Below are 12509 nucleotides of genomic sequence, written 5' to 3' on the forward strand. Positions count from 1 at the left end.
CTCATCCCTTCCATTCAGATGCGAGCATACGGTAAATCGTCAAATCCATGAAACGACCATGACTGTATGCATAATCTTCTAGTAATCCTTCTGCTTTGAATCCTAATTTTTGAACCAATGCGTTAGAAGCGAGGTTTTCAGGTGCGACGAGGGCGCTGATTCGATGGAGAGCAAATTCTTCAAAGCCATATGTCAGAACAGCTCTTGCCGCTTCCGAAGCGACACCACGTTGCCAATAATCTTGACTAACTTCAAAACCAATTTCAGCCCGATGGTATTGAGACAGCCAATTATGAAAACCGATTGTACCGATCAATTGATTCGTTTGTGCATCAGCAATTGCCCAGCGAATCGCTTTACCTTGCGTGAACTGTTCTTTAAAGTAACTGATGACATTTTTAGCTTCATAGACCGTCACGAGCGGATCTGATCCGTAATAATACATGACTTTATCGTCCGATAGGATTTTAAACAATTCGCGTGCGTCACGGTTTTCGAGCTCACGTAATATGAAGCGCTCGGTCCGCAATTCCGGAAAAGGCTTTCGCAAGCCCCACATGCTCCATCACCTCTCTTTATGCTTCTCTATGTAGTATGCCCGTTTTCAGAAGTAAATATCCTTTCAGGCATTTCGAAGTTTTGCTACTATTAAATTATGAAGTAGTTAGTCATGGAAAGGAAGCGAAGTGGTATGTCGAGTGCGTTACTTTACTTATATGAGGACGAGGAAAATCAACGATTGACGATGTCAGGAGTACATTTCTCTGATTTCGCCGCAGCCGTCGATTTGAAACGTCCTTTACTCATTTCAGGAAGTGATTTCAAACAGACGAAACAATCATTTCGAACGATGCTTCATTACATCGAAGCGCATGAGATCGAACAGTTTTCACAATCAACGGATGTCCAGCGTCATCCTTTAACTGCTATTGATATTCGCTCCTCCCATTCGCTCGATGTATTGACGGATGTCGAAATCGCGGAGTTATTATTTTTAATGCATATGAAACGAGGGACACCGCTTCCTTTCCTTGACTCGATCGAGAATGAACTGGTCTATTTTAGCGAACACGATGGTCTTCATGCTTCTGTTTACTTGAAGGATTGGTCACGGGTAGAACAACTTATCTCTGATCTCGTACAACGGAAATTTCGTCAGCACGCACGATCCGTCGCCTCGATCGCTTTAACAGCTGAAATCATGATTCATATCCGTCATCTTCTCAAAGAAGGAGTATTGATTGATTTCGAAAGTGCAAAACGGTCTGTTTTCTCAAGAAATATCACGATTCCCGTCTATGTAGCAGGACGGTACGAAGACATGAACGTATTACATGAAGATTTTGAAGCAGAGAAAGAATCGATCCTTCGACGTGGATCGCTTGTTTGTCGCAAAAAGAAATGGAGTTTTGAGTTAGATTGACCTTTAGCATCTTTTTCTTTTGGAAAAGGATGCTTTTGTTCTATTTGAATTTCATATCACGATTGCCTCTTAACAGGTATTCCTATCCATATGACAATATTGTTAAAAAATTTTTCGAATTTTCACACAAAATAAGACTAGCATCTTGTGAAGACTTCGCTATAATTAGGATAACCTTTTCAAGATAGAAGTTAGACCCTGTTTTTTATAGGGATAGTACTGGAATCAGCAGAAGGAGGAATTCAATATGGATCAGTTAAAAGTGAACGGAATTGGCTCATTCACGAAATTTGCGACAAATGGGAACATCCTGAAATTAAAGGATGCGACACTCGGTGAAGTGAAATTGTCGCTGAATGAAGCGAGTTCAATGACCATCGCCCCTGTCGATGAAGAAAATGGACTTTTCATCATTAGAGGGCAACAGCAGGAATCGCTTGTTGAACTGACGTTACCACGTCAATCCTGTGAGGTCGTTCACGCTTGGCTCCTCCATAAATTGAAACGCCACAAAAAAACGCGCTCGATTGCAACGAGCTGATATGTAATCCGAAACGCCTCTAGTAGAGAACCTCATCTCTACTAGAGGCGTTATTTATTTTCAAAAATTCGGTGATGAATTTTCAGAAAATATTGTTTTATTAAATTCTTCATGTTATCCTTAGAAAAATTCAAACAGGAGGTTTTAAACATGACACACGCAACGCTCATCCAAGAACGACTGATTGTGATTAAGAGTAGGGACTGAAGATTCATTTCTCGTTTGAGAAAATGAAGATCCAGGCCCTTTTCGTCATTTCGACAAGGCGTCTGAGCAAACGACGCCTATCCACAAACTTAGTGGATGAGGCTTTTTTTATGAAATTAGGATGAATGGAGGACAACACATGTTTAAAACAAAAGATACATTTGCTTTAGGATTTATGATTTTTGCTTTATTTTTCGGTGCCGGTAACCTGATCTTCCCACCGGAACTCGGTGCGCTTGCGGGTTCACAGTTCCTTCCTGCCATCCTTGGTTTTATCGTAACGGGTGTCGGTCTTCCTTTGCTCGGCTTACTTGCAGTTGCCTCTATCGGAGGTGGCATCAAAACACTTGCTGCACCACTCCCTCGTTTTGTAGGTGCTGCCTTGACGTTCGCACTCTATGTTGCGATCGGTCCCTTTTTCGGGATTCCGCGCACATCGGTTGTCACGTATGAGCTCGGAGTCGTACCATTTCTTGGTGCTCCCTCACAAATGACGTTGATCATCTCATCGAGTCTCTTTTTCCTTGCCACACTTTATCTTGTACTACGACCAGGAAAATTACTTGAGATCATCGGGCGTTTCATCACACCATTATTACTGATTGCTCTTGCTGCATTAAGCATCAGTAGCATCATTTCGCCACTCTCGAGCGTCACTTCACCGAACGAAGCATATGAGACGACTGGACAGGCATTCATTCAAGGATTCCTTCAAGGATACTTAACGCTTGATGCACTCGGCGCCTTGGTATTTGGTGTCGTCGTACTGCATACATTGAAAAGCCGAGGCGTTCATGAACGAAAAGCACAATTTAAAGTCGTCACTCGTGCCGGAATCATCGCTGCCACTGCTTTGACTCTCGTCTATGTCGGACTTGGAATGATCGGACGTAACACATTTGCCGCCATCGGAAAAGTTGATGGTCCAGCACTTCTTCAGCATTATGCAAATACTGCCTTCGGCTCAATTGGTTTAGCTGTACTTGGTCTTGCAATTCTGCTTGCATGTTTGACGACATCAGTTGGTCTCGTCACCGCATTTGCAGAATATATGATGACGATTTCCAACCGTGTATCTTTAAAAGCGGCAAGTATCTTCACGACTGCTCTTGGTCTTACGGTATCGATCGTCGGATTGCAAACATTGTTATCCATTGCTGTTCCGGTATTGATGTTCCTTTATCCAATCGTCATCGTCTTGATCGCATTGACATTCATGCGTCATCTGTTCCGTCGTAAGTCGGTTGTTTATCAATCAACTCTTGGTGTAACAATTTTCTTCTCATTCTGTAGTGCGTTGAATCAACTTTCGCTTTTCCCGGGAAATCTTAAGACGTTCTATCAATCCTTACCTTTAGTGGATCAAAGTTTAGAATGGTTATTCCCAACACTCATCGCCTTCGGTATCAGTTCATGGTTTGGACACGTTTCCAGTGCTTCTATCACACAAAAACGCGCTAGCTAGTGATTCCGCTTTCATCGCTATGGTATGATGAACAAAATGGTTCTATTAATGGAGGCGTCATATACATGGATAAGATTGCTTGGATTACCGACAGCATGGCTTTTTTTGAGCCAGGAGAGGCTGAAAAAATCGGAGTCCATGTGATACCGACTTTACTCATCTTAAACGGAGAGTCTTACCGGGAGTATGTCGATATCTCGATTGAACAGCTTGATCAAAAAATGCGAGAAGATTCTCACGTTTCACCGACGACTTCTCAACCATCATTCGGTGACTTCGTAACCTTGTATGAACAATTGCTTGAAGATGGCTATGATTATGGGTATGCGATTCATATCACGAGTGGACTGAGCGGCACATATTCGAGTTCCGTCGCTGCAGCTGAAGCTGTCGGTTTCCCCTTATACGCGATTGATTCGTATACAGGTGCTGCGAATCAGCAAGAACTTGTCCGGATCGCACAACGACTCGTTGCTGCTGGTAAAGGTCCAGATGAAGTCATGTCTACGCTTGAGACATTCAAGCACAAATCGCATTTTTATCTGATCATCGGAAATATGGAGACGATGCGACGGAGCGGACGTGTCTCAGGAAGTCAATTTTTACTAGCAAACATGCTCAATATTAAACCAATCGCTCAATTTAATGAGGAAGGACGACTTGTCCCATTTAAAAAAGTCCGTTCCATCAAAAAAGCTTTTAAAGAAATGGTCAGTGAAATTTCATCAAAAGTCAGTGCTCATGGTGTATATGATCGGACGCTTTATGTCAGTCATACGCTCGCTCATGCCGCTGCTGAAGAATTACGGCGCTTGATTTCTACAGAACATCCGGAGCTTCAAGTACGCATTACCCAATTTGGTCCTTCCATCTTGGCACATGCTGGCGCTGAGACGGTCGGTGTGTACTGGTTCGATGAGATTCCTTTACCAACAACTTGATATCTTGCACGAAACGATGAAAACCGGACGGTCTGCTTGAGACCGTCCGGTTTTTTCATGTCGTTTCATACTTACGAAATAGTTCTTCTAATAATACGGCTTCGTCCGTCGTCCGTTGAATCGGCTCATGCGGAAGCGTGATTACACTGGATAACGTCTCAGAAGGATATACATCAATCGAAACTTGTTCCATTTCGATGAGATACTCAAGGATGGAATCAAGTGATGTCTCCTTATTGAACTGACGAAGCCAATTTTCATATCGACGATCCACTTTTCCTTCTTTAAGCAAAATCTTTCCACCGTCAATGATTGCCCACTTCGGTGGCGCATCGATTTGAAAGAGTTCCAACTGCTGGTACTCTTCCATCGTTCGTTTCGTCACCGGAACAACACCGTTAATCGATACTAACCGTTTTAATCTAAGATGCGCTCGCATCGTCATAAAACGAGGTCGCCCAGCGACTCGCTCGACAAGCAACGTCGGCTTGTCGATGGAGCGCATCGTCTCTTCATCAAATAATAAACTATGATCAACATCTAACAGTAACATCAAGCCACTCCTTTTTTTCTACGGGAGACGATGAATGCATAGGAGCTACATAAAAGAATCGCGGCAAAACAATATCCACCGATGACATCTGAGAAATAGTGAACGTTTAAAATGATTCGAGAAGCTCCCATGGCGAGGAATAATCCAATCGTCACGATCGATACAAGTACCTTCCCACCTGTTTTCAAATGACGAAACGCAACAACGAGAAATCCGGTATAGACGGCAAAAGCCATCGCTGAGTGACCACTCGGAAAACTGTATCCTACGCCACCAACCAATTCATTTAATGAGGGGCGCTCTCGGACAAAGGCAAATTTAACGACTTGATTCAATACACCTACTGATATTGCCATGATTACATACCAGATACTTGCAATGCGATCCCGCCACAAAACATAACTCAGTATTCCAAGTAACACCGTCATCGTCATCGCCCCTGGACCTGATCCGAGTTGAGTGAACCAAGAAACGTAATCCCCTGGGACGTGTTGCGACATATATGACGATAATTGAGCATCAAATAAAAAATAGCCTGTCGTCCGAATGGAGACAGCGATGATCACGAATAAGACGACAGCGATGGATGCACCAATCCATGCCCCTCTCGCACCTCGCATCAGTATGTCCCCTTACGTTCTTCTAATTCTTCTGCTGAATAGTCTTCCTTATCTCGCAAACGATGCGCTAGTCGTCCGGATGCATTTGCTGCGATGGCTGCGACGATATCATCCATGAACGTATTGACTTTTCCGTCCCCAAGCTTCGTATCGAGTTCTTTGATGATACCGACCTTTGCTTTATCCAAATAGCCGAACGTGGTAACCGCAATCGAACCATACGTGTTGACGGCACCAATCGCAATCGTCTCATCTACGCCAAATAGCCCTTCATCGCTTTGGATGATGGACAGGAGGGGTTCTGATAATAACCCTTTTTCCGCCAAGATGTCTAGTTCTGCTCCGACGAGAATCGCATGTTGTAATTCACGTTTTTCAAGAACACGTTCTACTGAACTGACACATGTTTCAATTGTCAGATCCACCGTATAGGGGGCCTGCATTTGGTAAACGATCTCAGCGATTGCATGAATCGTCACCCCTCGTTCATGTAACTTATCGATAGCTGCCTGTTTGACCTCTTTTGAATGTGTTTTCTTCATGACTATATCCACCTCTCCAACAAAGTACTTCATTAGTATACACGGATTCTGAACCTCCTCTCAAACTTCTTTGACATCGACGCCAGAATCCGTCATGATTATTTTGTAAAGCGTTATCATTTCAGGGGAAAGTAGGGGATTTTCGATGAACATCGGGGTTGTATTGTTTCCATCGAAACGCGTTCAAGATTTTGCAAATTCATACCGAAAGAGATATGACTCGAAGTATGCACTGATCACACCTCATATCACGCTACGGGAGCGGATGGAAGTTGATGAGACAGAATTAGACCACATCGTGACGGAGTTGAATCGAATCGCGTCCGAAACGAAGCCTGTCAATTTGCACATCCAAGGAGCTCGTTCGTTCCATCCGACGAACAATGTCTTGTTCCTTAAAGTAATGCCGACGGATGAGTTAGAACAATTACATCGCGCTTTGCATACGGGACCACTCGAACATAAGCCGAAATACGATTTCTTGCCACACATCACAATCGGTCAAGAACTGTCGGATGTCGAACTGTTCGATGTACTAGAACGTCTCAAGATGGAAGATATCCGTTTCCAAGAGGACGTCACGAAAATGGCTTTATTGTATGAACTGGAGAACGGTGCTTGGAGTGTCTATGAGACATTCCGCTTCACAGGTCAATGAATGATTAAACTTCCCGGTCGAAGCTTCGACCGGGAAGTTTTAGTTCTGGTAATACACCGTATGCATTTGCCTGTTCTTCTAAAAAGTCGTCCGCTTCGTGTTCGCGGTAAGGGTCAGTTGGGCGTATCGGTTGAACTCGAGCGACTGGTTCAGTCTTTAGCTGTGGATCGACACGTACTTGACGATTGACATATTGTACGACTGTAAAATCGATTGCGTTCATCCTCTGCACTTCCTCTCTCCTTCTAGTGACACTTATATTTGGTAGTTCCCCGATCGAGCACAAAAAAAACCAAGCCTCCCGCATGGGAAAGCCTGGCTTAATCGATCGTTTATTAAAGAATGTGGAATCCGCTATCGACGTGAAGAATTTCTCCTGTCACCCCACTCGACATTTGCGAAAGCAAGAACAATCCACTTTGACCAATTTGTTCCGTCGTCACGTTACGATGAAGTGGCGCTCGTTCTTCGATGCTATCAAGAATGGAATTGAAGTCGCCGACACCTTTTGCGGATACTGTCCGAATTGGACCAGCTGAAATCGCATTGACACGAACGCCTTGCTGACCGTATTCAGCAGCGAGATAACGAACGCTTGCATCTAATGCGGCTTTCGCAACACCCATGACGTTGTAGTTCGGAACCATTTTCTCACCACCGAGGTATGTCAACGTGATGACGGATGCATCTTCCGTGAAGAAATCCTTCGCGGCCTTGACGACTGCTGTTAAGCTGTAGGCTGAGATATCAAGTGCTTGCGCAAACTGTTCACGCGTTACCCCAGAAAACTCACCGCGAAGCGCTTCTTTATCCGCGAATGCGATCGAGTGAGCGATCCCTGAAATCTTACCGTGGTCCGCATGAATCGTTTGGAAGACCTGTTCAATCTCTTCATCGCTCGTGACATCACACGTATAATAAGAAGCCGGTCGTGATAATTCTTGTCCTAATTTTTCAAGTGGTGCCTTGAAACGTTCTCCGACATATGTAAATGCCAGGCTTGCTCCAGCAGCGTCGAGCGCACGTGCGATACCCCACGCAATCGAACGTTGGTTAATGACGCCCATGACGACGTACGTCTTGCCTTCGAGTGAAGGATAAATATTCATGATAAAGTCCCCCTTGAATTAGTACCTGGTAATAAAACCTATCTTCAGGTTACAAAAACGTAACGCTTCTGTCAACCATCGCTCTTGATATTGCGGATTTGATAAATTACGGTAATATAGAAAGAGATAGAAAGTAGGGATGAAATGAATCGATTCAAATCATTTACACAACGTTATGATCATACGTTGCTTTTTTTACTCGCCTGTCTGATGGTCATCAGTATCATCGCCATCTATACAGCACAACCTTCGCTTAAAGGTGCGATCAGTGCCATTAACTTCTCTGCCAAACAAATTCAATGGTATGTCATCGGCTTCATGGCGTTATCCGTCGTCATTTTCATCGATTATGAACAGTTGAAGCGATTCCACTGGTTTTTATATGGAGCAGGTATCGTGTCATTGATCGGTCTTGTCGTTCTTCGAAACACACCAATCGTCACTGAAATCAAAGGGGCATACGGTTGGTATCAATTCCCCGTTATCGGTACGGTTCAACCGGCTGAGTTCATGAAGTTCTTTTTGATCGTTACGCTCGCTGCCGTCATTACCGAGCACAATGCGCGTTATGTTCAACATGAAAGAGATCTCTTGTTACTTATCAAGTTGGTCGCGGTTACAGCCTTACCGCTCGGTCTTATCATCATTCAGCCCGATCTAGGGATCGGTTTGATTCTATGCGTCATCTTAGCATGTGCGATGTTGTTATCCGGACTAAACTGGAAATGGCTTTTGACGATGTTCGGTCTGTTCGCAGGAGCCGTCATCATCTTCTTTTACCTGTTCTTTTTCCAAAACGATTTACTCGCAACCTTTTTCCCAGGTCACGCGATGAACCGGATCATGGCTTGGTTGCAACCGTTCGAATATGCGGATGATCTGTCGTACCAACTCGTCCAAGCAATCAACGCAACAGGTTCAGGGCAAATGTTCGGCGTTGGATACGGGAAACTGCAAGTGTTCGTTCCAGAATTGCATACAGACTTCATCTTTACGACGATTGCCTCACACTACGGTTTCATCGGGGCTGCCATCGTCTTGATCGTCTTGTTCCTGTTCGTCTATCGCTTGATTCAGATTGCTCTCGAGACAGCGGATCCATTTGGTACCTATATCGTGACAGGATATGTCGCGATGTTTACGTTCCAAATCTTCCAAAACATCGGGATGACGATTGGTGTCTTACCAATCACAGGTCTTCCCTTACCGTTCATCAGTTATGGGGGATCAACGATGATCGTAAACCTCGTCGGTCTAGGATTGATCATGGCAATCGCCTCTCAATCTCGGATTTCCATGTTCGATGAAGACTAAACACAAATAAAAGGCAGTGGACCGAGTCCATTGCCTTTTATTTGTGTACTTTATCCTTCCAATCGAAGATCCTCAGGAAGTGGTGCTTCAAAACGAACCCGTTCTCCCGTCGCAGGATGAAGGAACGTTGCTGACGCACTATGGAGCGCCTGACGCGGAAGTAACGGGTTCCCTTGATACATCGTATCGCCAATCAAGGGATGCCCAAGAAAAGCAAGATGGACACGAATTTGGTGTGTCCGACCTGTCTCTAGTCGGATATCGAGTAATGAAATTTCTTGGTCAAAGGCTCGAACTAGACGGCTATTTAAGATATGCGTGATGGCACGTTGACCATCTGGTCGTACCATCCGTTCCATAAAGGAATGATCGGTTTGACCAATCGGTTGATCAATCGTTTGTACCGGTACGTTTCCGGGTGCATACGCTAAATAATGTCGTTCTAATTCATTAGATCGTTGCATGAGACTCATCCGGTGATGGGCAAGCCCGTGTTTCGCGAACAAGACAAGACCACTCGTATCACGATCGAGCCGATTAACGATATGGATTGCATACGGAATTCCTTGTTTTCGGTAATAACCAAGGACATAGTTCGATAATGAGCGTTCCGGATGCAGTCGTGACGGGATCGATGCCATGCCCGGCGGTTTATTGACGACGAGCAACCAATCATCTTCAAACAAAATATCAAGTTCCCCTTCTGTCGCCACCATATCCGGTGCTGGTGTCTCTTCCGGGAAGAAGACATGGACACGATCACCCGCGTGTAAGACGTCGTGGACGTTAACATGCTGACCATTACGCGTGATATCCCCATGATTTTTAATCGATACTAACATTTTCCGCGAAATCCCTAAGCGGGTCGTACAAAAATGACTGACACGCCAGCCATCCTCAATGTCAGTCACCATCTGTTGTAGCTGAAATCCATTCATGTTTCCATTTCCTTTACTTTAACGTCTTTCGTCTGCCAGGAAAGATTCCCGCACCCGTTGCCAGAACGGGAAAGAACGAAAACGAGCAAATTTCACTTTTTTATCAGAGACCCGGCACCGAATCGATGTCACGTTTTGATGAATGATCGAAGCATAGTGGTCATAGGTCATCTGAAAATCAATCGGATTAACGGGACGAATTTCGACATCATGATGTTTGGGTAGCAACATCGGTGAGCCGATCGTCCGGTAGACACGATTGTTGATGGAAGCCATCTCTGTAATTTGAATTGCTTCGAGCGCCGGGTGAACGATCGCTCCGCCGAGTGCCTTATTGTACGCTGTCGAACCAGACGGTGTCGATACACACAGTCCATCACCTCGGAATGTCTCAAAGTAGTCGCCTCGAATCGATAAATCGCAAACGAGCGTCTGATTAAAACTTTTAATCGTACATTCATTCAAGGCAAGCAGTTGGTTGTGTGAACCGTCCGCATAATCAATCGAGAGTTCAAGCAACGGGTATTGAACCGTCGCTAAATCCTGCTTCGCGATATGATCAATCAGTTCATCCATTTCTTCAGGGCGCCAATCCGCATAAAAACCAAGATGCCCCGTATGAATCCCAACAAGCGTGATCGTCTCTACTTGATCGAGATACGAATGGAACGCCTGTAGCATCGTTCCGTCTCCACCGATCGAGACGACGATTTCCGGCTGGCTGACATCAAGAATACATCCCCGATCCGTCAATGCCTGCTCGAGTTGCTGTTTCAGCGCATGAGATCGCTCATCATCACGAGCCGTGATTGCAAAACGCATGGTCATCCCCCTACTCTTTTAATCGTTCAGACGCCTTAGCGTCGCGTTGAAAGACGAGTTGTGCGTCTTGGATTTCTACTTTCAGCTGGCTCATCTCCGCATCAAGCAAAAATGCTGCCTCTGCTGCACGACGCAGACGCTCACGCGTCTCTTCCGGAATATTTCCTTGGTACTTATAATTCAACGAGTGTTCAATCGTTGCCCAGAAGTTCATCGCAAGCGTTCGAATTTGGATCTCGACTAACGTCGGAACTTCACCTTCGATCGTCTGTACCGGATAGGCAATGATGACGTGATACGATCGATAGCCACTATCCTTTTTTTGCGTAATGTAGTTCCGTTCTTCGACGATTTTAAAATCTCCGCGCGAGCGCAACAGCTCAAGGACATGAATGATATCATCGACGAATTGACACATGATACGTAATCCGGCGATATCCTGCATGTCTTGTTCTAATGACTCACGCGCAATTGCTTTTCGTTCCGCTTTTTGAAGAATGCTCTTTACAGGTTTGACCCGTCCTGTGACAAATTCAATCGGTGAATGTTCTCCCCGTTGCTGAAATTGTTTACGAATCGCTTTTAGCTTAACTTTCAACTCATCGACCGCGATCTGATACGGTGCAAGAAATAAATCCCAATTTTCTTTTGTCATCTGATTTGTCACCACTTTTAATCGAATAGTATTGGTTCACTGCCTGTTCCTACCTCATTCATGTTATCATATTTTCAGACATTCAACTAGAAAGGCGTGATTCCGATTAGACAAGAATTGGAAATCGAATTTAAGAACTTATTGTCTGAACAAGAATATCTATCGTTATTTACCCATTATGCGTCAGCTAAACAACCCATTTGGCAAGCAAATGATTATTTTGATACGCCAGATTTTGAACTTCGAAAAAAAGGTGCTGCATTACGGATTCGTGAGAAAAAACAAGGGCTCGTACTGACTTTAAAACAACCCCATGAGGAAGGGTTGCTTGAAACGCATGTCACGTTATCATCAACTGAAGCAGAAGATCTGTTCAAATACGGTCTAATTCATTCCGAAGAGATGAACGAACAGCTAAAGTCATTTGATTTACAGGGATCTTTGGAGCATTTAGGTCGATTAGAGACAGAACGAATCGAAACCGTGCTCCCGGAAGGATTGCTTGTCCTTGATAAAAGTCGCTATCTCGGACACACCGATTATGAGTTAGAGTTTGAGGTCAGTAACTTCGAACAAGGGCAAAAGGATTTCGAGCGACTTCTTTCAGAACATGACATTCCCCAGCGCAAAACAAAAAACAAAATCGTTCGCTTCATGGAGCGTAAAGCGCTTTCTTGATTTTTCGTGTAAGAATGAACAAGCAAAACCTTTGCTCTTTCTT

16 protein-coding genes are annotated in these 12509 nt (G+C 44.4%); 7 read left to right on the top strand and 9 right to left on the bottom strand.

Annotated elements, in window-relative coordinates:
• Position 1: 1 nt before the first annotated feature.
• Positions 2 to 559: a GNAT family N-acetyltransferase gene (locus EXW93_RS10835; RefSeq protein ID WP_174316453.1), complete on the bottom strand. Its 558-nt coding sequence runs from the start codon at positions 557 to 559 to the stop codon at positions 2 to 4.
• Between the two features lie 132 nt (positions 560 to 691).
• On the opposite strand from EXW93_RS10835, the gene EXW93_RS10840 reads away from it, so the two are divergent.
• The 4 genes from EXW93_RS10840 to EXW93_RS10855 all read left to right on the top strand — a co-directional run bounded on the left by EXW93_RS10840 (position 692) and on the right by EXW93_RS10855 (position 4577).
• Positions 692 to 1423, top strand: a complete 732-nt coding sequence (locus tag EXW93_RS10840; RefSeq protein WP_023468870.1) for a hypothetical protein — start codon at positions 692 to 694, stop codon at positions 1421 to 1423.
• A 247-nt stretch (positions 1424 to 1670) separates the two neighbouring features.
• Positions 1671 to 1964 (top strand): hypothetical protein, encoded by a 294-nt coding sequence (locus EXW93_RS10845; protein WP_023468871.1) that lies wholly within the window; start codon positions 1671 to 1673, stop codon positions 1962 to 1964.
• A gap of 346 nt (positions 1965 to 2310) precedes the next feature.
• Entirely contained in the window at positions 2311 to 3636 is a 1326-nt protein-coding gene (gene brnQ, locus EXW93_RS10850) for a branched-chain amino acid transport system II carrier protein (protein WP_174316454.1), read from the top strand.
• Between the two features lie 65 nt (positions 3637 to 3701).
• Complete coding sequence (locus EXW93_RS10855) at positions 3702 to 4577, top strand: DegV family protein (RefSeq protein WP_023468873.1); 876 nt, start codon at positions 3702 to 3704, stop codon at positions 4575 to 4577.
• A gap of 55 nt (positions 4578 to 4632) precedes the next feature.
• On the opposite strand, the gene EXW93_RS10860 is transcribed toward EXW93_RS10855, so the two are convergent.
• Genes EXW93_RS10860 through EXW93_RS10870 form a run of 3 tightly spaced genes read right to left on the bottom strand, consistent with a single transcriptional unit; the run spans position 4633 to position 6292 of the window.
• Complete coding sequence (locus tag EXW93_RS10860; protein WP_055968682.1) at positions 4633 to 5130, bottom strand: hypothetical protein; 498 nt, start codon at positions 5128 to 5130, stop codon at positions 4633 to 4635.
• Positions 5130 to 5750 carry a phosphatase PAP2 family protein gene (locus EXW93_RS10865; protein WP_023468875.1) on the bottom strand — a complete coding sequence of 207 codons (621 nt, stop codon included), beginning with the start codon at positions 5748 to 5750 and terminating at the stop codon, positions 5130 to 5132. Before EXW93_RS10865 ends, EXW93_RS10860 begins: the two co-directional genes overlap by 1 nt.
• The gene (locus EXW93_RS10870) at positions 5750 to 6292 is read right to left on the bottom strand and encodes a phosphatidylglycerophosphatase A family protein (protein WP_034786059.1); all 543 of its coding nucleotides are present in this window, start codon (positions 6290 to 6292) and stop codon (positions 5750 to 5752) included. The genes EXW93_RS10865 and EXW93_RS10870 overlap by 1 nt, the downstream gene beginning before the upstream one ends.
• A gap of 145 nt (positions 6293 to 6437) precedes the next feature.
• Between EXW93_RS10870 and EXW93_RS10875 the strand changes: the two genes are divergently transcribed.
• Complete coding sequence (locus EXW93_RS10875; protein ID WP_023468877.1) at positions 6438 to 6950, top strand: YjcG family protein; 513 nt, start codon at positions 6438 to 6440, stop codon at positions 6948 to 6950.
• Positions 6951 to 6954: 4 nt separating this feature from the next.
• On the opposite strand, the gene EXW93_RS10880 is transcribed toward EXW93_RS10875, so the two are convergent.
• Positions 6955 to 7173, bottom strand: a complete 219-nt coding sequence (locus EXW93_RS10880) for a hypothetical protein (protein ID WP_023468878.1) — start codon at positions 7171 to 7173, stop codon at positions 6955 to 6957.
• Positions 7174 to 7285: 112 nt separating this feature from the next.
• Complete coding sequence (fabI, locus tag EXW93_RS10885; protein WP_029342212.1) at positions 7286 to 8059, bottom strand: enoyl-ACP reductase FabI; 774 nt, start codon at positions 8057 to 8059, stop codon at positions 7286 to 7288.
• Positions 8060 to 8203: 144 nt separating this feature from the next.
• Here fabI and EXW93_RS10890 point away from each other — a divergent pair, with 144 nt between their 5' ends.
• The gene (locus tag EXW93_RS10890) at positions 8204 to 9373 is read left to right on the top strand and encodes an FtsW/RodA/SpoVE family cell cycle protein (protein ID WP_035396680.1); all 1170 of its coding nucleotides are present in this window, start codon (positions 8204 to 8206) and stop codon (positions 9371 to 9373) included.
• A gap of 50 nt (positions 9374 to 9423) precedes the next feature.
• Here EXW93_RS10890 and EXW93_RS10895 read toward each other — a convergent pair whose 3' ends face one another.
• Genes EXW93_RS10895 through yjbM form a run of 3 tightly spaced genes read right to left on the bottom strand, consistent with a single transcriptional unit; the run spans position 9424 to position 11788 of the window.
• Positions 9424 to 10311 carry an RluA family pseudouridine synthase gene (locus tag EXW93_RS10895; RefSeq protein WP_023468881.1) on the bottom strand — a complete coding sequence of 296 codons (888 nt, stop codon included), beginning with the start codon at positions 10309 to 10311 and terminating at the stop codon, positions 9424 to 9426.
• Between the two features lie 18 nt (positions 10312 to 10329).
• Positions 10330 to 11133, bottom strand: a complete 804-nt coding sequence (locus EXW93_RS10900; RefSeq protein WP_023468882.1) for an NAD kinase — start codon at positions 11131 to 11133, stop codon at positions 10330 to 10332.
• 10 nt (positions 11134 to 11143) lie between these two features.
• Positions 11144 to 11788, bottom strand: coding sequence for a GTP diphosphokinase (gene yjbM, locus EXW93_RS10905; protein WP_035396676.1), 645 nt, complete (start codon positions 11786 to 11788; stop codon positions 11144 to 11146).
• A gap of 96 nt (positions 11789 to 11884) precedes the next feature.
• Between yjbM and EXW93_RS10910 the strand changes: the two genes are divergently transcribed.
• The gene (locus EXW93_RS10910) at positions 11885 to 12466 is read left to right on the top strand and encodes a CYTH domain-containing protein (protein WP_235515916.1); all 582 of its coding nucleotides are present in this window, start codon (positions 11885 to 11887) and stop codon (positions 12464 to 12466) included.
• Positions 12467 to 12509 lie beyond the last annotated feature (43 nt).

This window comes from Exiguobacterium sp. JMULE1 (assembly GCF_013337175.1).
Taxonomy (GTDB): Bacteria; Bacillota; Bacilli; order Exiguobacteriales; family Exiguobacteriaceae; genus Exiguobacterium_A; species Exiguobacterium_A indicum.